Here is a 24,007-nt window from a genome sequence, read left to right as displayed (position 1 = left end):
ATATAGTAAGGACATACGAGAAATAACATCAAGAATCATGAGGTGAGAGAGACATGACCCATCGAATATTAGTCGTAGAGGATGATCAGGATATTGGTGATCTTTTGGAGGAATCCCTTATGCGTGCAGGCTACGAGGTGCTAAGAGCCAAGGATGGAAAGCGAGCATTGCAACTTGTGAATGACTCGCTTGATTTGGTTATTTTGGATATTATGATGCCAGGCATTTCGGGAATTGAAACATGTCAGCACATCAGGAAATCCTCTAACGTCCCGATTCTGTTTCTGACGGCCAGATCGAGTACACTCGATAAAACTGAGGGGTTACTCGCCGGCGGCGATGATTATATGACTAAACCATTCTCGGAAGAGGAACTTCATGCTAGAGTGATTGCTCAATTACGCAGATATACGATCTATCAGGAAAAGAAGGAGCAGGAAGAAACATTTCTTATCGGAGGCAAACTAAGAGTGAGCGAAGAATTTAATGAGGTCTGGAAAGAGGAGCAGCAAATCAAGTTGTCAGATCTGGAATATCGTATCCTGAAACTTCTGATGAGCAAACGCAACAAAATATTTTCTGCCCAAAATATATATGAGAGTGTGTGGGGACAGCCTTACTTTTACTGTTCCAACAATACGGTGATGGTGCATATTCGGAAGCTGCGCTCCAAAATTGAGGATGATCCGGCACGTCCGGTTTATATAAAAACTGAATGGGGAAGAGGATATCGATTTGGCGCATCGTAAATTTACGCTAACCAAAAAACTGGCTTTGCTGATCATGGTTGCTGCGATTGTGAGTGGTGTGATCTTTCTGACGTTGCAAAAGATCACAGATGATCTGATCGAGGGATATCTGAGTTCGGATGAGTATTATCACGAGGAGTCAGCAAGATACATTCAAAAATTCAGCAAGTACGTTTCAGAAAATGAGTTGTCTTCATCAGATAGAAAAGCGTTTGGCGAGTGGGTCAAAAAAGAAAATTACATTAACCTCACCATATTCAAGGATCAGGAGCTGAAATATGATTCCATTTATTCCGAATCGGATTATGGAAAGGAAAAGCTGACTCAGTACGCTCAAAATCATTCACATCCTGTCAAGTTTAGAGATGGTGAAGGACGAGTCATTATCGACGGTTTCTACTCTTCCCGATATTATGATCTGGCCTTTACATTGGAATTGCTCGGTGCAACCCTCATCTTTTTAATCATTGTTCTCTTGGGCATTCGCCAAAGTCTTCGCTACCTTAAAACGCTTCACCAAGAGATTCATATTCTTGAAGGGGGCCAACTGGACTACGAGATGACGATAAAAGGGCATGATGAATTAGCGATGATTGCAAAGAGCATTGAGGATCTGCGGAAAGCTTTCTTGGACAAACTTAAAGCTATCGAAGAATTGCAAGCAGAGAGCCGCAGCCTGGTTGCCGAAATGTCGCACGATATGCGCACACCGCTGACGTCGCTGATCATGAATCTGGAGTTTGCCAAAAAAGAAGGAGGCGAAGCGGGTACCAGCAAAGATCGGTATGTAGCCAATGCTTATAGTAAAGCACTGCAATTAAAAAGCTTGTCTGACAATCTGTTTGCGTATTTCCTGCTGGACAGGGAGTATGAGGCTGATCTGGAGACCGTTGCAGTGAAAGAAGTGATCTACGATCTAATATCAGATCAGATTGCTATCCTTCATCAGAAGCATTTCCGGGTCCGTATTTCAGGCGAGCTGCCGGAAACCTATATTAACGTGAATTTGGAGGAGCTTGGTCGTGTATTTGATAATGTGATGTCAAACTTATGCAAATACGCAGATCCGGAAGAAGAAATCAGCATCACGTTTGTATCGGATCAAGAGATATTTGAGATCCATGTTAGCAATACGATTAAACTTGCGGATATAACACCGGAAAGCAACGGACTCGGTGAAAGAAGCATTGCGCGAATGATGTCCCGCATGCAGGGACAGTTTCACAGTATACAAAAGAATTCTAAGTACTACATTGTGCTACGATTTTGGAACACCAAGATGTAGGCTGGAAATAAAAACCACGAATATATTGAAATAGGAGACAACATGATGAGATTTTCGAACAAATTCAAAAAGGTGCCTTACCTGTTACAAGCGCTTCTCAATGTCTGTCTGTTCTTCCTGGCGATAGCCTTAAGCGCACTTCTGATCAGCGAGACATGGTACATTGTGCAATTCGTATACAAGTCACTGTTCAACAAAGTGGACAGCTATTATGAGATGCTTGGAGAACTGCTTATATTTTTCATGTACTTTGAGTTCATTGCTTTGATTATCAAATACTTCAAATCAGACTTTCATTTTCCGCTTCGCTACTTCATTTATATTGGCATCACAGCTGTCATTCGTTTGATTATCATCGATCATGATCAAGCGATCTCAACGTTCTGGTGGGCGATGGCCATTCTTGCAATGATTTGTGGATTCTTTATTGCCAATAGACGGAATTCTGTTGTTGAAAATGAATAAATTAGTTCACTTTATGCCGATACGCCGCCGAAATGTCCTAATTGTGAATGGGAACTGGAACAGAATAAAAAAATTGATAATCGGTATTTATAAGTCTAGCTGTTTAATATCAGTTCAGAAATCTGTAGTGGATCAAAGTGGATATCTGAATGTATTTTTTTGCTACTTTAACAGACATGTCCCGATGCCATAGCATTACCTGTCTGGAAATGAAAAATAGCTTCTTTATTTTACAAGGAAGAGGGTTAAAATTCTTAATAAATAAGATGGGAAAAATCGGAGGCAAAAGCTCAGTCGTCTTCAGGCAGCTCTTCAGGATCCGGAATAACGTATACAGTGAAAAAAGGCGATACTCTTTCTGTAATTGCAAAAGAGCACGGGGTGAGTGTGGCAAGTCTTCAGAGCTGGAATAACATTAAAGATCCGAATAAAATGGAATAGATACTATGTACCTTCCTTATATTTTGGCATTAACATAAAGTAAGTTATAAGAAGTAAAGGAATTCCTGTGGAAAATCCCTTTACTATCCTTTTAAGACATTGTTTCATCTTTAGCCACTGGATGAGTTCTGATGAATAATCATACGATTTTTACAATCGTTCTCCCTCTTACTTGTCCTTCCAATATTTCAGGAAGAACGTTAGGAAGTTGATCTAAAGTAATTTCTTGTGAAATAAATTCCTCTAAATTAGATGGTTTAAAATCTGTTGCTACACGATGCCATGTTTTTAACCGTGTTTCCATTGGACAATATACAGAATCAATCCCAAGTAAATTAACACCTCTTAAGATGAATGGAAAAATAGTAGTTGGCAGTTTTGTTCCAGCTGTTAATCCACTAACAGCAACGGAACCTCCATATTGAATTTGGCTTAAGATAGAGGCAAGAGGTTCCCCACCTACAGGATCAACAGCTGCCGCCCATTTTTGTGACCCTAAGGCTTTAACCTTCCCTCCATAGGTCATATCCCGTGAAATAATTGTACTAGCTCCAAGTTTTCGTAAGTAATCATATTCTGATTCTTTACCTGTACTAGCTTCTACTTGATACCCGAGAGAGTTAAGGAATGAAACAGCAAAACTACCAACGCCACCTGTTGCTCCTGTTACCAGAACTTTTCCTTTTTCAGGAGATAGGTTATTTTCTTCTAGACGTTGAATAGATAGTGCCGCTGTGAAGCCAGCTGTTCCTACTATCATTGCTTCTTTGAGGGTCAAATTATCAGGTAAAGGTACAATCCAGTCTCCAGGGAGACTTGCATATTCGCTAAAACCGCCAAAATGAGAAACACCTATATCATAACTTGTGGCAATCACCTTATCCCCCTCTTTAAAGCGAGGATCATTAGAAGAAATGACTAAACCTGCTAAATCTATACCCGGTATAAATGGGTATTTTCTTACGATTTTCCCATTGGGGTTCCCTGCAAGTCCATCTTTGTAGTTAATTCCAGAGTAGTGTACTTGGATGTGGACATCACTTTCTGGTAAAAACGCTGGAGAAACATTCTTTACTTTAATTGAAAATTCATCATCAACTTTGTTTACAACTAGAGCCTTGAATTCGTCTTTCATTTTATAAATCCTCCAATATGCTATCTTGATGTGAAACCACTTTAAGTATACACAATTATTCTGACCGGTCAAATTATTTTGTCTGGTCAGAATAATTTTGTGTGGATTTCATGAACTGTTGTATACTAATTGAAGGTTAGCTTTCTGGAGGTTTATTATGAAGAAAAAAGCAGAAGAAAGAAAGAATCAAATATTAAGGGCAGCTTTCCAAGCTGTGTCAACACAAGGTTATAATTCAGTTACACTACAAAGTATTGCTGATCACGCAGGAGTTAGTAAGGGCGTCGTGCATTATTACTTTGATAATAAGGAAGATACCCTTTCTCAACTACTTGAGTGGATTACAAATAAAATTTATAAACATGAATTGAAAGCAGTGGATTCGGAATCTACGCCACTGGATAAGTTGAAAGCTTATGTAAATTCAATATTTGTCTCTCCCGAGGAAAATGAAAAGTTTTACAAGGTTTATTTAGATTTCTTGTCTCAGGCAACCCGAAATGAAACGTACAGGAAAATTAACCATAGCTTTTATCAACAGTGCTGGGGCATCACATCTAACATTATTATTTTTGGACAGGAAACAGGCGTATTTGACCAAAGTATAGATGTTGAAAAAGCTTCAAAAACAATGCGATCTATTGTAGATGGATTGCTCATTCAATGGCTAATGAGTGAAGATATAAATTCACATGAATATTATAAAGAGATTTGTTATCAGAGCTTTTTGAAGCATTTAAAGATCACTTAATTCTATTGGTTTATCTCCATTCTTACGTAATAGAAAAAGACATAACGAATCTATGTCCCTTAATTAAGAAGTTAAATATAACAAGCGTTGATGAAGTAAGAAGGGGGCTATAGTGTTATCTTTACAACCATATAATGAATGACTTCAGTGCTTCAAATAAAAGTTTTTTGTAATTATGATAAGCATCCACTTTATTGAGGGACTCAAACTAATAAAGAAGATACCAAACTGTATTGATATCCCTTTTGTTTTGGGAGTTTTATTAAATCTCCTTTATGAGTTCATGAATTGGCATCATTGACACATGCAATGTCATAAAAATATTCAGTGGTTTACATTTATTGAGGTACTTGAAGAATGAGGATACTAAATGAACAGGTTGGTATCTTTATCGTTTTAGCTCACCATTTTTTAACCATATTTCATATAAACGTATAGAAATGATGGCAAATAAATATAAGGAGTATAGTGAAAATAAGCTTTCATAACCAATGATATGCTTTTACTTTTTGAGGGCCTAGTCGATGTCGAAAAACCGATGGTTTTAACTATCGGTTTTCTTCAGTGCTTTTTTCGCACTCATTGAAAATCATCTCATTAGGACAAACAGTTATTACATAGCATTACCCAAGGGGTGATGCATTTAATGAAGGTGATAATCATCGAGGGACCGCAAGCCGACAAATGCATGAACGATTGCTATCATTATTTAATAAAACTTTATAGGAAGGAGATCCAGGGTGATAGCAATATATGTAAGGGTATCGACCGAGGAACAAGCGATCAAGGGATCGAGCATCGACAGCCAGATCGAGGCCTGTATTAAGAAAGCAGGGACTAAGGATGTGCTGAAGTATGCCGATGAAGGAATTTCTGGAGAGCTTTTAGAACGTCCGGCTTTGAATCGCTTGAGGGAGGATGCAAGCAAGGGACTTATAAGTCAAGTCATTTGTTACGATCCGGACCGTCTTTCTCGGAAATTAATGAATCAGCTTATCATTGATGATGAACTCCGAAAGCGAAATATACCCTTAATTTTTGTTAATGGAGAGTACGCCAATTCTCCAGAAGGACAATTGTTTTTCGCTATGCGCGGGGCAATCTCAGAATTCGAAAAAGCCAAAATCAAAGAACGGACATCAAGCGGCCGACTTCAAAAAATGAAAAAAGGCATGATCATTAAAGATTCTAAACTATATGGCTATAAATTTGTTAAAGAGAAAAGAACTCTTGAAATATTTGAAGAGGAAGCAAAAATCATTCGGATGATTTTCAACTATTTCACCGATCATAAAAGCCCTTTTTTCGGCAGAGTAAATGGTATTGCTCTGCATTTAACTCAGATGGGGGTTAAAACAAAAAAAGGCGCCAAAGTATGGCACAGGCAGGTTGTTCGACAGATATTAATGAACTCTTCTTATAAAGGTGAACATAGACAGTATAAATATGACACTGAGGGTTCCTATGTGTCAAAACAGGCAGGGAACAAATCTATTATTAAAATAAGGCCTGAAGAGGAGCAAATCACTGTGGCAATTCCAGCAATTGTTCCAGCTGAACAATGGGATTATGCTCAAGAACTCTTAGGTCAAAGTAAAAGAAAGCACTTGAGTATCAGTCCCCACAATTATTTGTTATCGGGTTTGGTTAGATGCGGGAAATGCGGAAATACCATGACAGGTAAGAAAAGAAAATCACATGGTAAAGGCTACTATGTGTATACTTGCCGGAAAAATTATTCTGGCGCAAAGGACCGCGGCTGCGGAAAAGAAATGTCTGAGAATAAGCTAAACCGTCATGTATGGGGTGAAATTTTTAAATTCATCACAAATCCTCAAAAGTATGCTTCTTTTAAAGAGATTGAGCAATCAAATCACCTGTCTGAAGAATTAGAACTTATTCAAAAAGAGATAGAGAAAACAAAAAAAGGCCGCAAGCGTCTTTTAACGCTAATCAGCCTAAGCGATGACGATGATTTAGACATAGATGAAATAAAAGCGCAAATTATTGAGCTGCAAAAAAAGCAAAACCAGCTTATTGAAAAGTGTAACGAAATTCAATCAAAAATGAAAGTCCTGGATGATACAAGCTCAAGTGAAAATGCTCTAAAGATAGCGATCGACTATTTTCAATCAATCGGTGCAGATAACTTAACTCTTGAAGATAAAAAAACAATTGTTAATTTTATCGTGAAAGAAGTTACCGTTGTGGATACTGACACCGCACATATTGAAACGTATTAAAGAGGGTATTGCCCTCTTTTTGTAATTACAACCTTTGTAGTAGATCCTAGACATCGAAGAAAACAGATAGCCCATCAAATTATAATTGCCTTTCTAAATGGGCTTATGAAAACGGTGCACACCACATGTATCACAAGTTATCCAAACAAATTATTCGGCAGTCGAGTATTCAAGTGCAGATTCTTTACTGTGCATGCTTTTTATGTGTGAGAAATAGACTTGGGATGAAGAGTACCGCAAGGACAATGGTTGATACTAAGAATCCGGCATGGTAACCTTTTAAACCATTGGCAATCGTTGGTTGCAATCCCTGCATGACAGTTGCGACTACAGTTGCGATAACAGCTGTACCAAAGCTTGAACCAAGGTTTTCAATAATATTAATACCGACACCTGCTTCTGGAAGTTGTTTGCTGTCAAGTCCTGTATAAGCATCACTTGTCAACGGAAGCATAATCCCTCCAAAGCTGGTCCCGCGGATGAATAATATGATAGAAATCCAAATCATACTTGTTTTATCGGTGATAAAGATAAGCGGAATAGATCCGATAAGCGACAGAACAAGACTGACCATAACCACGTATTTTGCACCAATCTTATCAATCATTTTTCCGATCATTGGCCGAGTAACGAGCATCCCAACTCCTTGAGGGATTAATGCAAGCGCAGCTTCGATTGCCGTGAAATGACCCCCGAAGTTTTGAAAGAACAATGGAAGTATTAACATGGGTCCCATGACGGCAATATTCGCTAATAATAACCCGATGCTGGATGCTAAGAAGTTCTTGTGTGCAAACAAATTTAAAGGGAGTACGGTTTGATTTTTTCTGATTCGATTATATACGATGTAAATTACAGCTAAAGCGAGGCCGACGCCCGCCCATAGGATTGTTTCGCTATTGTTAAATGATGCATGGTCCGCTGCTTTCGTAATTCCGTATATCAATGCTGCACTCATTAAGGATAAATCGATAATTCCAAAAATATCAAGTTTGCTATCTTTGTTGAATGGCTCAAAGTTTGGGAGAGTTTTCATCATCAGTGGTGCAGCAATCATAACAATGAACACGTTGATGAAGAAAATCCAATGCCATGATGCAGCTTGAACGATGAAGCCTCCGATTACAGGTCCTAAGATTGGTCCCAAAATCATAGGTGTGCTTACGATAGCCATAACTTTCCCTATATTCTCTGGACCTGCTGTTTTAACCAAGAGTGTTGACATAAGCGGAGTAATAATCCCAGCGCTAAATCCTTGAAGCAAACGGAATAAGATAAAGCTGGAAATATCCCAACTAATTCCAGTGAAAACGGAAATTACACCAAAGGCGATGACTGCCCCGATTAAGATTTTCTTTCCGTTAAATTTGTTCATAAGCCATCCGGATACCGGAACTGCAATAGCAAGAGCTAAAACATAACCTGTAATGGACCATTGAATAGTATCCAACGTCGTACTGAAATCCTGATTTAATTTGTCGATGGCAATGTTCACCATAGTTGAGTCAAGCATTGGGGCAATTGCTCCAAGTGCAATAGCCCAGGCAGCCATGAGGATTTCTTTTGGTATTCCTGGCTCCTTTACTTTGTCTTTTAACATATTATTCTCCTCTCAAAGGGTGTGTTTTTGTTTCCTTTTCAACAAAAAATAACACAATTTTGTTTCCTGGTCAACAAAATAACGGTAATAAAAAGGCAGCCGAAACTCCATAGAGTTGGCTGCCAGTGGTTGCATTTTCATTATTTGAATTTTATTCCGACTTAATATCAACACCATGTTTTTTGATTTCTACATCCAAATGTTTATTATACTTTTCCGCAAAGCTAATCATAAAGTCAAATTGTTCCTCGGTTACCTGTTCAAATACTGCCTTATCACGCTCTAGAAACTCTTTGTGAAGTTCATCATGGATTTTATAAATTTCTTTCCCTTGCTCGGTAAGTCTAAAGTGAATTTCTTTCTTGTTATCTGGCTTTTGATAGCTTTCAATTAAGCCTTTTTCTATGAGCTTTTTAGTCATTTTACTTATGGCGCCCCTCGTCATATAAAGGGCCTCAGCTAGTTTTGTCACATTAGTATTTCCGTGTTCAATGGATTCTACACAATGTACTTCAGAAGGCTTATACCCTTTAAGACAGGCTTCCATCTTTGGCTTATTAAGCCAAGCCATCTTGTTGAACAAATCCCTGAAATTCATTAGGAGCAGTTCTTTTTTGTTCATGGCGAGTCCTCCCACCTGTTGGTGCATCAGCAATAGTGTAATCGATTTTTGTTTCCGTTTCAATAATAAACCACGAGAGGAGAAGAGATCACCGAATATATGTAAACGTATTAAAGAGGAGTATGCACCCCCCTTTTGTCATTACAATCTCATTTTCAATACACCGCGCGGCATACGTCGCCAGCTTTGTCCCTTTTCCGGCGGAATAGCTTTCAATTCCTTTGATCAGCCCGATTGTTCCGATGGAGATTAAGTCCTCTGCATCTTCACCTGTATTTTCGAACTTTTTCACAATATGGGCGACCAAGCGAAGATTATGCTCAATCAGCATGTTTCTGGCATGTTCATCCCCTTTAGCCATTAGCTCTAAGTATTTTTTTTCCTCGCTGCTTGAAAGCGGTTGTGGAAAGGCATTGTTTTTCACGTAAGATACTAAAAAGACAAGCTCTTTAACAACAAAGCCGAGCGCTGCGAAAACACCTGTCACCATCGTCACCTCCACAAAAGTATGTAGGCAAAAGCCTATATGTAAATGTATGTGAGCGGGAGGCTGTCTGTGTCTGTACCGGGAAATTTCTCGCAGGGGAGTTTGGCTTTTGTTGCAGCAGGCCAGCTTCAAATTTTAAAAATAATCTTTGCCATCCCCCCATACATTGAAATGAACAAATGTATGGGGGGATGGGAATGAAAAAATGGCTGGCAGGCCTGTTTCTTGCTGCGGCAGTGTTGCTTTGTTTAGTGACACCGCAGCCGATCAAAGCGGCTTCTTTGTATGACAAAGTGCTGTATTTTCCGCTGGCTCGTTATCCGGAAACGGGAGATCATATTAGATATGCGATTGCAGATGGGCATTCTGATATTTGCACCATTGACAGGGATGGGGCGGACAAAAGGCGGGAGGAATCATTAAAAGGAATTCCGACGAAGCCGGGTTTTGATCGGGATGAGTGGCCGATGGCGGTTTGTGAGGAAGGCGGGGCAGGGGCTGACGTCCGATATGTGACGCCTTCAGACAATCGCGGGGCCGGATCGTGGGTAGGGAATCAAATGAGCGGTTATCCTGATGGCACCAGAGTGCTGTTTATTGTGCAGTAATAAGAAGAGGCTCTTTCTTGAGCCTCTGTTGCTATGATCCTTCGCGGTGCTGAATGTTCGGCTGATAGGTTGCTGCTTTTCGCCAATACTGGCGTGTTCCTTCGTCTCGGACAACGATGCCCAGCTGTGCAAGTTCGAGACGGAATTCTTCCACATCGTCTGTTTCCTCGCCTTTCAACGCTTTGTGACGAGCTTTCAACAACGCATGGGCGCCCGGCGAGAGGTCTGGTGCATCAGGTATCCACCTGCGAAATTGATCTTTAAACGGATCACCATCTGCTGCCCATTCGTAATGATGCTGTCTAAAGGCTTTCTCGACTTTTCCAGGTTTTTCATCAATTTCTTCCCGTACCAATTCATATCCGGCTGTTCCCAAGAGGACAAGCCGTTTGTGATCGATAAACACAAGAGCAATGTCGGCGGAACGAATCGTTTGCACGTTCTTTCCTTTAATTAATTCGACTGTGTCATCTGTAATTTTTACAGACAGCAGCATTGCCATAACAGTATGGGCGAACCATAACCCCGCAGACATGCCGAGCAGCGCAGTGATAAATGCAGCTGGTGATCCGTGAAAAGAGGTGACCAGCCGGAGCAGTCCTTCAAAAGGTATCCATGGAAGAAATAACGCCCATTTCGCAAACTGAGGGATAAAATATCCGATTGTAAGTCCAATGATTGCAAGTATGGCGTAAAAAAAATATACAGCGGTTTTCGTAACTCCAATGGTAGTGTGAGGTTGATCGTGCAACATGTCACCTTCTTTTACTGAAATATTCTATTTCTCTTCCCATATTTTAGCTTAATAAGTTGGAAAATCAAGGATAAGTTAATGGTTTTATAAAAGGATTCTCAGAATCGATGATGGGAGAATGCTGAAAACAGCCAATTTGATTTTGACGACGAAAAGGTTGCGAGACTGTGGAATCATGGCTCTGCCATTCGCTCTTGGCTTATGGGGCGCTTTCTCTAAAGGTGTGAAACTGGATCAGAGCAAAGGCATTCCTCAGATGAAGGGAAATGGACGTAGGAAACAGCGCTCGATCTGCAGACGGCAACTCCCGTGATCGCCATACCGCTCTTTAATAGACGGTACGTTTACAGGAAAGGCTGTCGCTGTGCTTCAAAATGAATGTGGAGGCCATGCGACAGAAAAAAAGTAAGGGGCGAATCGCCTCCTTACTTTTTTTGCACTTTCAGCAGATGTGGGAACTTTTTGTAAATGATCAGCATAATGATCAGAATATAGGCTCCGTAAATGCTGAAAGACAGTAATTTATTGCTGGCAAAATTGGCACCCGCAATCGTGACAACGACAATATTAGGGATTTTTCCTATGAAAGACGCGAGGAAAAAAACATGCCAGCGAACCTGACTCAGTCCGCATATCACATTCATTACAAGAGAAGGAATGACCGGAATGAGCCGTCCTAATAAAACTGCGGCAAAAGCATTTTTATGGAAGGAAGCCTCGTAGCTTTGAATGGCAGGATAGGCCTCAACTTTTTTTCTGGCCCAATCTCTAAAACTGTACCTTGCGAGAAAAAAAAGCATCATGGTACCAAGCATTGAGCCGGTCAGTGTAATCCAAATTCCATTTGCCATTCCGAACACAGCGCCATTTAAAGCGGCAACCAAAGCAAACGGCACAATGGGGAAAAAGACATCCGCGGCAATCAGCAGCATACTGAATAAAACAGAAAGCATCCCTCCTGCTTTGATCGCATCAAGCCAAGCTTCTTTCTGAAAAAAACCAACTGCAATGATCGTAATGATCACGGCGATACCTATTATCTTTTTTAACACTTTTCTATGGTCACTCCCAACTTAGGTGATGCCAGGAGCCAAAACCTCCGTCATCTAGAGTTAGTATAACTGGTGTTATTACAGCGGTTCAACTGAAAATCGTATTTGGGCTGGAGACACAATTCTTTTATATCTTGTAAAATAGCCCTTAATAGTCAAGGATTATCAAACTTACTTCGCCTTATCGAAAGGGCACAAAAGTCCTGCAGCTGCGCTATTTTCACCCTGATAGGGGAGCTGGAAATCATGGAATAGACGAAGTTTACGGATCGAAAACGGCGAATGCCGTCAAGCGTTTTCAGCTCATTCGTGGATTAACTCGAGACGGTATCTGTGGACCCAAAATAAAGGCCAAGCTTAAATCAAAGTTGAAGGTGAATATTGGGGGGAGGGATAACCTGTTTCCAGTCGGATTCAGGTTATACTCTTTCACATTGGTTTGCGGGTTTTTTCAATTGAGAAGAAGGGAATTTTAAAAAAATCACCTGATATGCCGAAAGAATAGCAGAATGATTTTGACTGAGAGGGACACGTTAACTTTAGGGAAAAACAGCGGCAAATGAAAAAACTCTTCGTTGAATGAAGGAAACCAGAGGTATAACATTAAGGTGAGGCTTTTGGGGGTGTAAAGATGAAGCATGTTTTCATTCTCTTCCTTCTGCTGTTCGTTACAGCAGGATGCGAGGGAAGGGGATACGAAGATGTTGTAGCATTTGGTGACAGCAATACGCGAGGCTCTAATTGGGATTATCGCGATTATCCAAAAGCACAGCAGTGGGTTAATATATTAAAAACAGCTGAACGCGGAAAGCTTGAAATACTCAATGCGGGGATCGGCGGACAGACGACAGAGGATGCACGTCTGCGGTTTCAGACAGATGTGCTGGATCAAAAACCGAAGCATTTGTTTATTATGTTTGGCACCAATGACGCCGCAATCCTGACTGAGGGGAAACCGAGAGTGTCGAAGCAGCGTTTTAGAGAAAATCTGGTTTATTTTATTAAAGAAAGCAGAAAATACGGGATCAAGCCAATTTTAATGACGTGTATTCCAATTATTGAAGGAAACAGGAAGCACCATTTGTTTTACTATTCCAGATATAAAGCAGCTGCCTTTGAACCGAAAGGCGGGGCGAGGAAATGGCACAACTCATACAACGATATTACAAGAGATGTGTCGAAGCGGCTTGATGTCCCTCTTGTAGACAACTGGAAGCATTTTATAGAAGCAGACGGCGGAAAAGCAACTGATGAAGCGCTAATTCAATCCGGTCTGATAGATCCTTCAGGCAATCATATGACACCTAAAGGAGCAAGGATCGTATATGAAGCGATACAAGATGGGCAGGTTCTGAAGCGCTGAGGCGGACAAAGGCCTAAACCGTTTTATTTCTTCTACATAGGCTGTATAAAACCTAATATAAGGAGGCGCTTCACCATGTGCAGCGGTTATTCCTATTCGTACCCTTTCGGCAGCTGGCCATATGGAGTTGGCAGAGCATATGGATACGCTTTTATCGTTGTTTTAGTTGTTGTTCTCCTGGTTGTGGGCGGCATATATTGGTTAGCATAGTAACCAGCCCTTTAAAACACCTCTTTTTAGGGGTGTTTTTTACTGAAAACAGTAGTAAAGCCCGTAACCGAAGTGATATAATATCAGTCATCTGAGTAAAAAAAGGAAAATACGCCCGGAAAAAATAGACAAATTCCTATTAAGAAGATACGGAAATAATATGTCCGAGCGATCTTCTTTTTATTTCGTTTTCAATTAATTCGATAAAGTCGCGGTTTAAATTCATTTCGGTGGCTTTGAAATAAGATTCTATGAGTAATTCATCAGACAGTTTTCTCATGCTAGGAACCCAATTAATGGGAGAGGCACCTCCTTAAAAGTTGGAATCATTCATGACTTTTATGCATACATTGGTAAGTTGCGTTTATCTGAGGCTGAAGTTATCTTTAATCTACCATGAATTCCATATAAGAACAATCGTTCTGTTATCCACACCAAAAAGTGGATAACTTGTGAGTATCATGTTTATAATTTGTCTAAAGAGTGATGTAATAAGAGTGGATAGTGTGTGTAATTTTATCCACACCTGGTGAAGAAACCCAATTTTTGTCGAAATTTTTTTGCTCAGTTTTTCTTTAATCGCAAGTTCGATTTTTTTCGACAATCATTTGAAAGAGAAAGAAAAGGGAAGGGTGCGGGTTTTGTTAAAAAAGTTTTTTTTACCTGACGAATTTGTAAAAAATATTTTTCATATTACACCTGAGAAATTAAAAGAACGAAATGTAAAAGGAATTATTACTGACCTGGATAATACGCTTGTTGAGTGGGACAGACCGAACGCGACGCCGCGTTTGATCGAGTGGTTTGAAGAAATGAAGGAGCACGGCATTAAAGTGACGATTGTCTCTAATAATAATGAAAGAAGAGTAAAACTTTTCTCAGAACCGCTCGGAATCCCATTCATCTATAAAGCGAGAAAACCGATGGGCAAAGCCTTTAACAGAGCGGTGCGCAATATGGAGCTGAAAAAAGAGGACTGCGTTGTCATTGGAGACCAGCTGCTGACCGACGTGCTCGGAGGAAACCGAAACGGCTACCATACAATTTTGGTGGTGCCTGTCGCTTCCTCTGACGGATTCATTACGCGTTTTAACCGCCAGGTCGAACGCAGAATACTGAGTGCTCTTAAACGAAAAGGGCACATTCAGTGGGAGGAGTAAGAAATGGAAAAGGTTGTTTGTATCGGATGCGGAGTTGCCATCCAAACCGAAGACAAAACAGGTCTGGGATACGCGCCGCCTGCATCGCTTACGAAAGAAAATGTGATTTGCCAGCGCTGCTTCAGACTGAAAAATTATAATGAAATACAAGACGTTTCCTTAACGGATGATGATTTTTTAAACATCCTGCACGGCATTGGGGAGACGGATTCTCTCGTTGTGAAAATTGTTGATATTTTTGATTTTAACGGCAGCTGGATCAATGGGCTGCAGCGTTTGGTAGGAGGAAACCCTATTCTGTTGGTTGGAAATAAAGCAGATATATTGCCTAAGTCATTGAAAAGAGAGCGTCTGATCCAATGGATGAAGCGGGAAGCGAAAGAGCTTGGCTTAAAACCGGTTGACGTATTTTTGGTCAGTGCCGGCCGCGGTCAGGGGATCAAAGAAGTGATTGATGCGATTGAGCATTATCGCAACGGCAAAGACGTCTATGTTGTCGGTTGTACCAATGTAGGGAAGTCAACCTTTATTAACCGGATTATTAAAGAAGTGTCAGGTGAAGAAGATATTATTACGACATCCCAATTTCCAGGCACAACCCTTGACGCGATTGAAATTCCGCTTGACGATGGCTCAGCGCTTTATGACACACCGGGTATTATCAATCATCATCAAATGGCGCATTATGTTAATAAAAAGGACTTAAAAATACTTTCGCCTAAAAAGGAGCTGAAGCCGCGCACATTCCAGCTTAACGATCAGCAAACACTATATTTCGGCGGACTTGCAAGGTTTGATTATGTATCAGGGGATAGAGCTCCTTTTATTTGCTATATGCCGAATGAGCTGATGATTCATAGAACAAAGCTGGAAAATGCAGCCGCGCTTTATGAAAAGCATGCAGGGGAATTGCTCACACCTCCGGGAAAAGACGAAATGGATGAGTTCCCGGAATTGGTCGCCCATACGTTTACGATCAAAGATAAAAAGACAGATATCGTTTTCTCTGGGTTAGGCTGGGTAACAGTGCATGACACCGATAAAAAAGTAACGGCTTACGCGCCAAAAGGCGTTCACGTATTTGTTCGGCGCTCACTAATTTAATGAAAAGGGGAGAGGAGTATGAAAAAGCTGTACGGGGTTATCGGCAATCCGATTGGCCATTCTATGTCACCTGATATTCATAACGCATCATTGAAAGACCTCGGTTTGGACGGACATTACCACGCCTTCAAAGTAGAAGAGGATGATCTGGAAGATGCGGTAAAAGGAATAAAAACACTTGGCATACAAGGAATCAATGTGACGGTGCCGCATAAGGTTTCCATTATGGATTACCTGGATCATATTGATGAGAGCGCAAAAGTGATCGGTGCCGTAAACACGGTCAGAAGAGAGGGGGACAAGCTTGTCGGATACAATACCGACGGGGAAGGCTTTGTGAAGTCATTAATGAAGGTATTGGACAAGCCCATCCCTGAACTGTCTTTCTTAATGATCGGTGCAGGCGGAGCAGCAAGAGCCATTTTCACAACAATTGCCCGTCACACTCCGAAAAAGTTTGACATTTGCAACCGGACGCTGGAAAAAGCCAAACAGCTCACAGAATTCACTCCCTCATTTCACAATAAAGAAGTGTTAAGCATAAAAGAAGCGGAAGAGCGGCTTGAGAGGTATGATGTTATTATCCATACAACGTCTGTAGGCATGCATCCGAACGTGGACGACGCACCGCTTTCATTACAGCGCGCAGCCCGCAGTGCCGTCGTATGCGATATCGTGTATAATCCAATTCAGACGGCTCTGTTAAAAGAAGCAAACCAAAAAGGCCTGAAAACACTCGATGGAGTGGGCATGTTTGTTGAACAGGCAGCATTGTCCTTCCAATTGTGGACTGGACAAGAGCCCGATATTGAAAAAATGAGATCAATTGTAATAGGAAAATTAGGAGGAACAGAATGTTAACTGGTAAACAAAAACGTTTTTTGCGTTCAAAAGCGCATCATTTAACACCGATTTTTCAAGTAGGAAAAGGCGGAGTAAACGACAACATGATTAAGCAAATTGCTGAGGCGCTTGAAGCGAGAGAGCTGATTAAAGTCAGCGTGCTTCAGAATTGCGAAGAGGATAAAAACGATGTTGCGGAAGCTTTAGTAAAAGGAAGCCGCGCTCAATTGGTGCAGACTATCGGCAATACGATTGTGTTATATAAGGAATCAAAGGAAAATAAACAAATCGAGCTTCCTTAAAGGTGGTTGAAATGAAGAAAATCGGAATTTTTGGAGGAACGTTTGATCCTCCTCATAACGGTCACCTCTTAATGGCGAATGAGGTGCTGTATCAGGCGGGGCTTGATGAAATTTGGTTTATGCCCAATCAAATTCCGCCGCATAAACAGGACGAAGACTATACGGACAGCTTTCATCGTATAGAAATGCTGAAGCTTGCCATTCAGTCTAATCCCTCCTTTAAGCTAGAGCTGGCTGAGATGGAAAGAGAAGGGCCTTCATATACCTTTGATACTGTTTCTTTACTGAAGCAGCGTTATCCGAATGATCAGCTGTTCTTTATTATCGGTGCTGATATGATTGAATATTTGCCGAAATGGTATAAGCTGGACGAGCTGATGAATCTCATTCAATTTATTGGTGTAAAGCGCCCCGGTTTTCATGTTGAAACCCCTTATCCGCTTCTCTTTGCAGACGTTCCGGAATTTGAGGTATCATCAACTATGATAAGGGAACGATTTAAAAGCAAGAAGCCCACTGACTACTTAATCCCTGATAAAGTGAAGAAGTATGTAGAGGAGAATGGTTTATATGAATCGTGAGGAGGCACTTGCCTGCGTTAAGCAGCAATTGACCGAACACCGGTATATCCACACGATTGGCGTGATGAACACGGCGATCGAACTTGCGGAGCGTTTTGGAGCCGACTCTAAAAAAGCGGAAACAGCGGCAATCTTTCATGATTACGCCAAATTCCGCCCAAAAGAAGAAATGAAACAAATTATCGCACGCGAAAAAATGCCTTCGCATTTATTGGATCATAATCCGGAGCTGTGGCACGCTCCAGTCGGCGCTTATTTGGTCCAAAGGGAAGCGGGGGTCCAAGATGAAGACATTCTTGACGCTATCAGGTACCATACCTCTGGACGGCCTGGCATGACACTTTTAGAAAAAGTGATTTACGTTGCCGATTACATTGAGCCCAACCGGGTGTTCCCTGGTGTCGATGAGGTGCGTGAGCTTGCTGAGACAGATTTGAATCAAGCGCTGATTCAATCCATTAAAAATACAATGGTTTTTCTTATGAAAAAAAATCAACCGGTTTTCCCAGACACATTTTTAACGTATAACTGGCTTGTGTCTGGCAACTGAACAGGAGGAATTTGTGAATGAACCAAAAGTCCATTTTAAAAATTGCGGCTGCGGCTTGCGATGATAAACGGGCAGAAGATATTTTAGCACTGGATATGGAAGGCATTTCTCTAGTTGCTGATTATTTTCTGATCTGCCACGGGAATTCAGATAAACAGGTGCAGGCGATTGCACGGGAAATCAAGGATCAGGCTGAAGAAAGCGGCATTGAAGTGAAAAAGATGGAAGGCTTCGATGAAGCGAGATGGGTGCTCGTTGACCTTGGTGATGTGATTGCGCATGTCTTCCACAAGGACGAAAGAAGCTACTACAACCTTGAAAAGCTGTGGGGAGACGCTCCGCTCGCAGATCTTGAGCTTGGAATGAACCAATGATTTACCAAGGCTTTGCAAGCGTGTATGACGAGTTAATGTCACACGCGCCTTATGATCAATGGACAAAGTGGATTGAAGAATCTCTCCCGGAAAAAGGCCGTATCCTCGATCTGGCATGCGGCACGGGGGAAATCTCAATTCGGCTTGCCGAAAAAGGCTTCGAGGTTACGGGCATCGATCTCAGTGAGGAAATGCTTTCTTACGCACAGCAAAAGGTCTCAAGTAACCAGCCGATTCTTTTTCTTCAGCAGGATATGCGGGAACTTAGCGGCTTTGACGGCCAGTTTGACGCAGTTGCAATATGCTGTGACTCATTAAATTATTTAAAAACGAAAAATGATGTGATCGAAACCTTTAAAAGTGTATTTCAGGTGCTGAAGCCTGAAGGCATTTTGCTGTTTGATGTTCATTCATCTTATAAAATGGCCGAAGTCTTTCCGAATAGCACATTTGCTGATCAAGACGAAGATATCAGCTATATTTGGCAGAGCTTCGCCGGAAGTGAAGAGCTTTCTGTCATTCATGACATGTCCTTTTTTGTGTGGAACGGAGAAGCGTATGACCGCTTTGATGAAACCCACGAGCAAAGAACGTTCCCTGTGGATGAATACGAAGCAATGCTGAAGAGCTGCGGCTTTCAGCTGCACCATGTGACAGCTGATTTTACGGATTCAGAGCCATCAGGTCAATCAGAACGCCTATTTTTCAAGGCGCAGAAGTCAAAAACCATCGTTTCCTGAAACGATGGTTTTTTAAAATGCTTTTTTATGCTTTTGCAGGACAGACAAAAGTATGGCATACTCATCTACACATGAAACTGCTTCTTCACTGCGGAAATATCCTCTTCATACTTCATATGAGTATTTTGAAAAACCCGGTGGAACATATCCTGTACACCGCTTTCGAGTGCTTTAATGCCTTCTCCTGTCACACCGCCTTTAACGCAAACCTTTTCCTGTAACGCAGGCAGGGTATACAATTCGGTTTCTAGCAGTTTCCCCATTCCGACAAGCATCTCCTTGCACATCACGATAGCATCATGTTTAGACACTGATGTTTCCGAAACGGCTGCATCTATGAACCGCTGAATCAAATAGCTCATAAACGCGGGGCCGCAGCTCACGATATCTGATGCGACTCTCGTGATGTTACTTTCAATTTGCAGCGGGTGAGAGATATGCCCCATCAGCTCATTGATTTTCACTTTTGCCGCTTCTCCGCAGCTTGCACCGAACGTGACGAGAGAAACGCCTGCCAGCGCCCTGTTCGTAATACTGGGGATCACTCGCGCCACTTGACACGGCACATACTCTTCGAGCTGTTCGGTTTGAACCGGGCTTGTAATAGAAATGAGAATATGATCCTTTCGTAAATGAGGCAACGCTCTTGCCAGTAAAGGATATATATCGAGCGGCTTAACACAAATGAAAATCATCTCGTTTTCAGAAACAAGCTTTTCCAGACTTTCTGTTACGTTTATGCTGTTATAGCGGTTTTTTATCTGTAACGCTTTTTCAATTGAGCGGTTTGTGATTGTCATATTTGAGGGAGCGGCTGCTTGTGATTCGATAAATGATTCTATAAGGATCGTACCCATATTTCCTGTGCCGATAAAGCCTATCTTCAATGGTTTTCCCTCCTTTGAGCTATTATCCTCTAAACCATATGTGAGATAGAAATAAAATATGACGAAAGCGGGGAATCTGCGCGATGAATTGGTTGAATCAGCATAAGACAGTAATTATTTTAACTGCTTCTGCGGCTGTTGTCATAACGATTATTTTCTTCTATGCCATCGGAAAAAACAAAGAGCCGGTGGAACACGCTGTATCAACTGAAACAGCAAATCCAGACGTAAAGCAGGAGGCGGCCAAAGACGAGTCAAAGGAAACAATTGTGATTGACATCAAAGGTGCTGTTCAGCGTCCCGGCGTTTATGAAATGCGAACAGGGGACAGAGTATCTCAGGCAATTGAGAAAGCAGGAGGGACAAGTGAACAAGCAGACGAACTGCAAGTGAATTTGGCAGAGCTGCTGCAGGACGGGACAGTTGTGTATATTCCGAAAAAGGGAGAGGAGAAAGCGGCACAGCAAGGAGCCGGGGTTGCTGTCAAAAGCGGTGGAGGGGAGGGAGCGCTGGTCAATATCAATACAGCAACTATAGAGGAATTACAAGATATCTCAGGGGTCGGGCCATCCAAAGCTGAAGCTATTGTTGCCTATCGGGAAGAAAACGGGCGTTTCCAGACAATAGAAGATATTATGAAGGTTTCAGGAATAGGCGAAAAGTCGTTTGAGAAAATAAAGTCTTCCATTACAGTAAAGTGATTTGACGGTCATGCATCATGATAGGTAAACTAAAGGTCAGGCAACACAACATTTGGAGGGAACACACGTGGAACGAATTTCATGGAATCAATATTTTATGGCTCAAAGCCATTTACTGGCGCTGCGCAGCACCTGTCCTAGACTATCTGTCGGCGCTACTATAGTCAGAGATAAACGCATGATTGCAGGAGGCTATAACGGGTCAATCGCGGGCGGCGTACATTGTGCAGACGAAGGATGCTTACTAATAGATGATCATTGCGCAAGAACGATTCACGCTGAAATGAATGCGATTCTTCAATGCTCTAAGTTCGGGGTGCCGACTGATGGAGCGGAGATTTATGTGACGCATTATCCTTGCATTCAATGCTGCAAATCTATTATTCAAGCGGGTATCAAAACAGTTTATTATGCTGAGGACTATAAAACAAATCCGTATGCACAGGAATTATTTGAACAGGCGGGTGTTACCGTTGAACAGGTTGAACTCGATGAAATGATCGTTGATCTGAAAAACAGGGAAAAGCTTTCATTTGTAGCAGGCCTTTTAGAAAAACTGGCGGATGCCGGTCTGGCAGAGGAAGATTTGAAGAAAATACATGAACAAGCGAATACACTATTCACGAGCTACGTGTGAGAATGCGTAATTCGCGTTTGTTATTGCCTCTGGCGGCAGCTTCAGCAACGGCTGGAATTTCTGCCGCCGTTTATTTCTCCGCTGTTATTCTTTTCTTCCTCTTTCTCCTCATCATTTTCATCAAAACGAGACACGCTTTTCTCATTTTTGTTTGTTTCTTCTCTTTTCTATTGTTTTTTGCACTGTATACGCTCACAGATTCTCGGAATGCCTCTTCATATCAGCAGGGCACCTATCATTTCAAGGCAGTGATTGATAGTATTCCTAAAATCGATGGCGACCGTATGTCTATGGTTGTTAAGACGCCTGATGGCGAAAAATGGGCTGCTTCGTATCGCATTCAGTCTGCTAATGAAAAAGATCGGCTGTCATACATAGAACCAGGAATGACATGTGAATTAACTGGTGCATTGGAAGAGCCTAAACACGCAACTGTGCCTGGCATATTTGATTATCACAACTATCTGTACAGGCAGCATATTCACTGGAACTATTCTGTCACATCTGTCCATAACTGCAGCGGACCTGTTAATTTCAAATATAGGCTGCTCAGCTTGAGAAAATACATCGTATCATTCACAAATGAATCGCTGCCCCCCGACTCGGCAGGGATCGTACAGGCTCTTACAGTGGGCGACAGATTTTATGTTGAGGACGATGTGCTTAATGCTTATCAAAAGCTTGGTGTCGTCCATCTCTTGGCGATTTCGGGGCTTCATGTCGGCATTTTGACAGCCGGGATGTTTTATATCATGATCCGTCTAGGCATCACAAGAGAAAAGGCGTCAATCCTGCTGCTGTTATTTCTGCCGCTTTATGTGATGCTGACAGGCGCAGCTCCTTCAGTGCTTCGCGCCGCTCTGATGTCGGGTGTTTATTTAGCGGGAAGTCTCGTTAAATGGCGGGTGCATTCAGCTGGTGCAATCTGTCTTTCATACCTTGTTCTATTGCTCTTCAATCCTTATCATCTCTTTGAGGCCGGTTTTCAGCTGTCATTCGCCGTCAGTTTTTCTTTAATTCTTTCTTCTTCTCTTTTTCTCCAGCTCAAAACCTCTCTGGGTCAGCTGTCAATGGTATCTCTGATCGCTCAATTGGGTTCACTTCCTATTCTTCTATATCATTTCCAGCAGTTTTCTATAATCAGCATACCGATGAACATGTTGATGGTTCCATTTTATACATGCGTTATTTTGCCGGGGGCTGTAGCAGGTGTTTTTCTGTTACTCCTATCCGCTTCGGCTGGCCGATTGTTCTTCAGCTGGTTTGATTTTTTGATGAGCTTGACCAACAGACTGATTACAAAAATTGCGGAGATTGATGTATTTACAGTTATTATTGCACGTCCCGAACCCGCTCTGCTCTTTTTATTCACAGTCACAATGATCCTATTGCTTATGGCGATTGAAAAACGTTCCTTCACGCACCTGATGGTAACTGGCGGTATGTGCTTCGCGGCGCTTTGTCTTCTCTTTGTTTATCCGCGGCTTAGTTCCGAAGGGGAAGTCGATATGATTGATATTGGGCAGGGGGACAGCATGTATGTAGGTGCTCCGCATCAGCAAGGGCACGTCTTAATTGATACTGGCGGCACTTTGTCTTACTCGTCAGAGCCTTGGCGCGAAAAACAACATCCGTTTTCACTGGGGGAAAAGGTGCTGATTCCGTTTTTAACTGCTAAGGGAATCAAACAGCTTGATGCTTTGATTTTGACGCATGCTGACCAAGACCACATCGGAGAGGCAGAGACTCTGCTGAGGCATCATAAAGTGAAGCGCCTCGTGATTCCGAAAGGGTTCGTTTCTGAACCAAAAGACGAGAAAGTGCTGCGGGCAGCCAGAGAAGAGGGCGTGCCAATTGAAGAGGTGATAAGAGGCGATGTATTGCAAATAAAGAATTTGCAGTTTCAAGTACTTTCACCGGGCACACCTGATCCGGAAAACAAAAATAATTCTTCTCTCGTTTTGTGGATGAAAACGGGCGATATGAGCTGGATATTGACGGGTGATCTTGAGAAGGAAGGGGAACAGGAGGTAATGAACGTGTTTCCGAATATAACAGCAGACGTGTTAAAGGTGGGTCACCATGGAAGCAAAGGCTCTACCGGTGAAGAGTTCATCAAACAGCTCCGGCCAAAAACGGCCGTTATCTCAGCGGGAGAAAACAATCGGTACCATCACCCCCATCAAGAAGTTCTGCAAATATTACAGAGACATTCCATCCGCGTGCTGCGCACGGATCAAAGCGGAACGCTCCAATATAGATATAAAAACAGAGTTGGAACCTTTTCTGTCTATCCCCCATATGATACATCAGATATAACAGAGACGAACTAAAAAAAGACTGCCGAGAAATCAGCAGCCCGG

25 protein-coding genes and 5 pseudogenes are annotated in these 24,007 nt (G+C 41.8%); 22 read left to right on the top strand and 8 right to left on the bottom strand.

The window, feature by feature from the left end:
- Positions 1 to 53: 53 nt before the first annotated feature.
- The 4 genes and pseudogenes from yrkP to G4P54_RS13545 all read left to right on the top strand — a co-directional run.
- Positions 54 to 749, top strand: coding sequence for a two-component response regulator YrkP (gene yrkP / locus G4P54_RS13560; RefSeq protein ID WP_167872925.1), 696 nt, complete (start codon positions 54 to 56; stop codon positions 747 to 749).
- Positions 736 to 2,034, top strand: a complete 1,299-nt coding sequence (yrkQ, locus tag G4P54_RS13555; RefSeq protein WP_167872924.1) for a two-component system sensor histidine kinase YrkQ — start codon at positions 736 to 738, stop codon at positions 2,032 to 2,034. Before yrkP ends, yrkQ begins: the two co-directional genes overlap by 14 nt.
- Positions 2,035 to 2,079: 45 nt before the next feature.
- The gene (gene psiE / locus G4P54_RS13550; RefSeq protein ID WP_167873882.1) at positions 2,080 to 2,499 is read left to right on the top strand and encodes a phosphate-starvation-inducible protein PsiE; all 420 of its coding nucleotides are present in this window, start codon (positions 2,080 to 2,082) and stop codon (positions 2,497 to 2,499) included.
- Between the two features lie 269 nt (positions 2,500 to 2,768).
- Positions 2,769 to 2,934 (top strand): annotated as a pseudogene (locus G4P54_RS13545) (LysM peptidoglycan-binding domain-containing protein); the annotation flags it as partial.
- 145 nt (positions 2,935 to 3,079) lie between these two features.
- Here the strand turns inward: G4P54_RS13545 and G4P54_RS13540 are convergent.
- Positions 3,080 to 4,075, bottom strand: coding sequence for an NADPH:quinone oxidoreductase family protein (locus G4P54_RS13540; protein WP_167872923.1), 996 nt, complete (start codon positions 4,073 to 4,075; stop codon positions 3,080 to 3,082).
- 157 nt (positions 4,076 to 4,232) lie between these two features.
- On the opposite strand from G4P54_RS13540, the gene G4P54_RS13535 reads away from it, so the two are divergent.
- The 3 genes and pseudogenes from G4P54_RS13535 (at position 4,233) to spoIVCA (ending at position 7,069) form a co-directional block, all read left to right on the top strand.
- A complete protein-coding gene (locus G4P54_RS13535) occupies positions 4,233 to 4,826 on the top strand; it encodes a TetR/AcrR family transcriptional regulator (RefSeq protein ID WP_167872922.1) in 594 nt (197 codons plus the stop codon).
- Between the two features lie 646 nt (positions 4,827 to 5,472).
- A pseudogene (locus tag G4P54_RS21375) lies at positions 5,473 to 5,678 on the top strand (hypothetical protein).
- Positions 5,609 to 7,069, top strand: a complete 1,461-nt coding sequence (gene spoIVCA, locus G4P54_RS13530; RefSeq protein WP_240939786.1) for a site-specific DNA recombinase SpoIVCA — start codon at positions 5,609 to 5,611, stop codon at positions 7,067 to 7,069. Before G4P54_RS21375 ends, spoIVCA begins: the two are co-directional and overlap by 70 nt.
- A 184-nt stretch (positions 7,070 to 7,253) precedes the next feature.
- Here spoIVCA and G4P54_RS13525 read toward each other — a convergent pair whose 3' ends face one another.
- The 3 genes and pseudogenes from G4P54_RS13525 to G4P54_RS13515 form a co-directional block, all read right to left on the bottom strand.
- Positions 7,254 to 8,669, bottom strand: coding sequence for an MDR family MFS transporter (locus G4P54_RS13525; protein WP_167872920.1), 1,416 nt, complete (start codon positions 8,667 to 8,669; stop codon positions 7,254 to 7,256).
- Positions 8,670 to 8,820: 151 nt separating this feature from the next.
- Positions 8,821 to 9,291, bottom strand: a complete 471-nt coding sequence (locus G4P54_RS13520; protein ID WP_167872919.1) for a MarR family transcriptional regulator — start codon at positions 9,289 to 9,291, stop codon at positions 8,821 to 8,823.
- A gap of 139 nt (positions 9,292 to 9,430) precedes the next feature.
- A pseudogene (locus G4P54_RS13515) lies at positions 9,431 to 9,781 on the bottom strand (sigma-70 family RNA polymerase sigma factor); the annotation flags it as partial.
- A gap of 194 nt (positions 9,782 to 9,975) precedes the next feature.
- On the opposite strand from G4P54_RS13515, the gene nucB reads away from it, so the two are divergent.
- Positions 9,976 to 10,386, top strand: a complete 411-nt coding sequence (gene nucB / locus G4P54_RS13510) for a sporulation-specific Dnase NucB (protein WP_167872918.1) — start codon at positions 9,976 to 9,978, stop codon at positions 10,384 to 10,386.
- Between the two features lie 31 nt (positions 10,387 to 10,417).
- Here nucB and G4P54_RS13505 read toward each other — a convergent pair whose 3' ends face one another.
- The gene (locus G4P54_RS13505) at positions 10,418 to 11,140 is read right to left on the bottom strand and encodes a YqeB family protein (protein WP_167872917.1); all 723 of its coding nucleotides are present in this window, start codon (positions 11,138 to 11,140) and stop codon (positions 10,418 to 10,420) included.
- Positions 11,141 to 11,251: 111 nt separating this feature from the next.
- Here G4P54_RS13505 and G4P54_RS13500 point away from each other — a divergent pair.
- Positions 11,252 to 11,549: pseudogene (locus G4P54_RS13500) on the top strand (phosphogluconate dehydrogenase (NAD(+)-dependent, decarboxylating)); the annotation flags it as partial.
- 16 nt (positions 11,550 to 11,565) lie between these two features.
- On the opposite strand, the gene G4P54_RS13495 reads toward G4P54_RS13500, so the two are convergent.
- Positions 11,566 to 12,192, bottom strand: a complete 627-nt coding sequence (locus tag G4P54_RS13495; protein WP_167872916.1) for a TVP38/TMEM64 family protein — start codon at positions 12,190 to 12,192, stop codon at positions 11,566 to 11,568.
- 155 nt (positions 12,193 to 12,347) lie between these two features.
- Between G4P54_RS13495 and G4P54_RS13490 the strand changes: the two are divergent.
- Together G4P54_RS13490 and G4P54_RS13485 are read left to right on the top strand one after the other, a co-directional pair.
- A pseudogene (locus G4P54_RS13490) lies at positions 12,348 to 12,566 on the top strand (peptidoglycan-binding domain-containing protein); the annotation flags it as partial.
- 257 nt (positions 12,567 to 12,823) lie between these two features.
- Entirely contained in the window at positions 12,824 to 13,555 is a 732-nt protein-coding gene (locus G4P54_RS13485) for an SGNH/GDSL hydrolase family protein (RefSeq protein ID WP_167872915.1), read from the top strand.
- A gap of 349 nt (positions 13,556 to 13,904) precedes the next feature.
- On the opposite strand, the gene G4P54_RS13480 is transcribed toward G4P54_RS13485, so the two are convergent.
- Positions 13,905 to 14,045 (bottom strand): sporulation histidine kinase inhibitor Sda, encoded by a 141-nt coding sequence (locus tag G4P54_RS13480; RefSeq protein WP_003226124.1) that lies wholly within the window; start codon positions 14,043 to 14,045, stop codon positions 13,905 to 13,907.
- A gap of 361 nt (positions 14,046 to 14,406) precedes the next feature.
- Here G4P54_RS13480 and G4P54_RS13475 point away from each other — a divergent pair, with 361 nt between their 5' ends.
- The 8 genes from G4P54_RS13475 to G4P54_RS13440 are packed head-to-tail and all read left to right on the top strand — an operon-like array spanning position 14,407 to position 19,419.
- Positions 14,407 to 14,925 (top strand): YqeG family HAD IIIA-type phosphatase, encoded by a 519-nt coding sequence (locus tag G4P54_RS13475; RefSeq protein ID WP_003226126.1) that lies wholly within the window; start codon positions 14,407 to 14,409, stop codon positions 14,923 to 14,925.
- A 3-nt stretch (positions 14,926 to 14,928) separates the two neighbouring features.
- Positions 14,929 to 16,029, top strand: a complete 1,101-nt coding sequence (yqeH, locus tag G4P54_RS13470; RefSeq protein WP_167872914.1) for a ribosome biogenesis GTPase YqeH — start codon at positions 14,929 to 14,931, stop codon at positions 16,027 to 16,029.
- A gap of 18 nt (positions 16,030 to 16,047) precedes the next feature.
- A complete protein-coding gene (gene aroE / locus G4P54_RS13465; protein WP_167872913.1) occupies positions 16,048 to 16,890 on the top strand; it encodes a shikimate dehydrogenase in 843 nt (280 codons plus the stop codon).
- Positions 16,884 to 17,174: a ribosome assembly RNA-binding protein YhbY gene (gene yhbY / locus G4P54_RS13460; RefSeq protein WP_024714984.1), complete on the top strand. Its 291-nt coding sequence runs from the start codon at positions 16,884 to 16,886 to the stop codon at positions 17,172 to 17,174. The genes aroE and yhbY overlap by 7 nt, the downstream gene beginning before the upstream one ends.
- 11 nt (positions 17,175 to 17,185) lie before the next feature.
- The gene (locus G4P54_RS13455) at positions 17,186 to 17,755 is read left to right on the top strand and encodes a nicotinate-nucleotide adenylyltransferase (protein ID WP_024714985.1); all 570 of its coding nucleotides are present in this window, start codon (positions 17,186 to 17,188) and stop codon (positions 17,753 to 17,755) included.
- Positions 17,745 to 18,305 (top strand): bis(5'-nucleosyl)-tetraphosphatase (symmetrical) YqeK, encoded by a 561-nt coding sequence (gene yqeK / locus G4P54_RS13450; RefSeq protein WP_167872912.1) that lies wholly within the window; start codon positions 17,745 to 17,747, stop codon positions 18,303 to 18,305. Before G4P54_RS13455 ends, yqeK begins: the two co-directional genes overlap by 11 nt.
- A 17-nt stretch (positions 18,306 to 18,322) precedes the next feature.
- The gene (gene rsfS, locus G4P54_RS13445; protein ID WP_167872911.1) at positions 18,323 to 18,679 is read left to right on the top strand and encodes a ribosome silencing factor; all 357 of its coding nucleotides are present in this window, start codon (positions 18,323 to 18,325) and stop codon (positions 18,677 to 18,679) included.
- Positions 18,676 to 19,419: a class I SAM-dependent DNA methyltransferase gene (locus G4P54_RS13440; RefSeq protein WP_167872910.1), complete on the top strand. Its 744-nt coding sequence runs from the start codon at positions 18,676 to 18,678 to the stop codon at positions 19,417 to 19,419. The genes rsfS and G4P54_RS13440 overlap by 4 nt, the downstream gene beginning before the upstream one ends.
- A gap of 65 nt (positions 19,420 to 19,484) precedes the next feature.
- On the opposite strand, the gene comER is transcribed toward G4P54_RS13440, so the two are convergent.
- The gene (comER, locus tag G4P54_RS13435) at positions 19,485 to 20,306 is read right to left on the bottom strand and encodes a late competence protein ComER (RefSeq protein WP_167872909.1); all 822 of its coding nucleotides are present in this window, start codon (positions 20,304 to 20,306) and stop codon (positions 19,485 to 19,487) included.
- A gap of 83 nt (positions 20,307 to 20,389) precedes the next feature.
- Here comER and G4P54_RS13430 point away from each other — a divergent pair, with 83 nt between their 5' ends.
- From G4P54_RS13430 to G4P54_RS13420, 3 genes are all read left to right on the top strand, one after another.
- The gene (locus tag G4P54_RS13430) at positions 20,390 to 21,007 is read left to right on the top strand and encodes a helix-hairpin-helix domain-containing protein (protein WP_167872908.1); all 618 of its coding nucleotides are present in this window, start codon (positions 20,390 to 20,392) and stop codon (positions 21,005 to 21,007) included.
- A gap of 67 nt (positions 21,008 to 21,074) precedes the next feature.
- A complete protein-coding gene (locus G4P54_RS13425) occupies positions 21,075 to 21,644 on the top strand; it encodes a ComE operon protein 2 (protein WP_024714990.1) in 570 nt (189 codons plus the stop codon).
- Positions 21,645 to 21,646: 2 nt separating this feature from the next.
- Positions 21,647 to 23,977: a DNA internalization-related competence protein ComEC/Rec2 gene (locus G4P54_RS13420; protein WP_167873880.1), complete on the top strand. Its 2,331-nt coding sequence runs from the start codon at positions 21,647 to 21,649 to the stop codon at positions 23,975 to 23,977.
- Positions 23,978 to 24,007 lie beyond the last annotated feature (30 nt).

It is taken from the genome of Bacillus tequilensis, assembly GCF_012225885.1.
In the GTDB taxonomy this organism is placed as follows: Bacteria; Bacillota; Bacilli; order Bacillales; family Bacillaceae; genus Bacillus; species Bacillus tequilensis.
The sequence above is the reverse complement of the archived record's forward strand: the minus strand, read 5'-3'. Positions and strand labels throughout refer to the sequence as shown.

What these genes read in the sequence shown, in the direction of transcription:
- yrkP (WP_167872925.1), top strand. Translation starts at nt 54, where the DNA reads ATGACCCATCGAATATTAGTCGTAGAGGATGATCAGGATATTGGTGAT.
- psiE (WP_167873882.1), top strand. Translation starts at nt 2,080, where the DNA reads ATGAGATTTTCGAACAAATTCAAAAAGGTGCCTTACCTGTTACAAGCG.
- G4P54_RS13540 (WP_167872923.1), bottom strand. Translation starts at nt 4,075, where the DNA reads ATGAAAGACGAATTCAAGGCTCTAGTTGTAAACAAAGTTGATGATGAA.
- G4P54_RS13535 (WP_167872922.1), top strand. Translation starts at nt 4,233, where the DNA reads ATGAAGAAAAAAGCAGAAGAAAGAAAGAATCAAATATTAAGGGCAGCT.
- G4P54_RS13525 (WP_167872920.1), bottom strand. Translation starts at nt 8,669, where the DNA reads ATGTTAAAAGACAAAGTAAAGGAGCCAGGAATACCAAAAGAAATCCTC.
- G4P54_RS13520 (WP_167872919.1), bottom strand. Translation starts at nt 9,291, where the DNA reads ATGAACAAAAAAGAACTGCTCCTAATGAATTTCAGGGATTTGTTCAAC.
- nucB (WP_167872918.1), top strand. Translation starts at nt 9,976, where the DNA reads ATGAAAAAATGGCTGGCAGGCCTGTTTCTTGCTGCGGCAGTGTTGCTT.
- G4P54_RS13505 (WP_167872917.1), bottom strand. Translation starts at nt 11,140, where the DNA reads ATGTTGCACGATCAACCTCACACTACCATTGGAGTTACGAAAACCGCT.
- G4P54_RS13485 (WP_167872915.1), top strand. Translation starts at nt 12,824, where the DNA reads ATGAAGCATGTTTTCATTCTCTTCCTTCTGCTGTTCGTTACAGCAGGA.
- G4P54_RS13480 (WP_003226124.1), bottom strand. Translation starts at nt 14,045, where the DNA reads ATGAGAAAACTGTCTGATGAATTACTCATAGAATCTTATTTCAAAGCC.
- yqeH (WP_167872914.1), top strand. Translation starts at nt 14,929, where the DNA reads ATGGAAAAGGTTGTTTGTATCGGATGCGGAGTTGCCATCCAAACCGAA.
- aroE (WP_167872913.1), top strand. Translation starts at nt 16,048, where the DNA reads ATGAAAAAGCTGTACGGGGTTATCGGCAATCCGATTGGCCATTCTATG.
- yhbY (WP_024714984.1), top strand. Translation starts at nt 16,884, where the DNA reads ATGTTAACTGGTAAACAAAAACGTTTTTTGCGTTCAAAAGCGCATCAT.
- G4P54_RS13455 (WP_024714985.1), top strand. Translation starts at nt 17,186, where the DNA reads ATGAAGAAAATCGGAATTTTTGGAGGAACGTTTGATCCTCCTCATAAC.
- yqeK (WP_167872912.1), top strand. Translation starts at nt 17,745, where the DNA reads ATGAATCGTGAGGAGGCACTTGCCTGCGTTAAGCAGCAATTGACCGAA.
- rsfS (WP_167872911.1), top strand. Translation starts at nt 18,323, where the DNA reads ATGAACCAAAAGTCCATTTTAAAAATTGCGGCTGCGGCTTGCGATGAT.
- G4P54_RS13440 (WP_167872910.1), top strand. Translation starts at nt 18,676, where the DNA reads ATGATTTACCAAGGCTTTGCAAGCGTGTATGACGAGTTAATGTCACAC.
- G4P54_RS13430 (WP_167872908.1), top strand. Translation starts at nt 20,390, where the DNA reads ATGAATTGGTTGAATCAGCATAAGACAGTAATTATTTTAACTGCTTCT.
- G4P54_RS13420 (WP_167873880.1), top strand. Translation starts at nt 21,647, where the DNA reads ATGCGTAATTCGCGTTTGTTATTGCCTCTGGCGGCAGCTTCAGCAACG.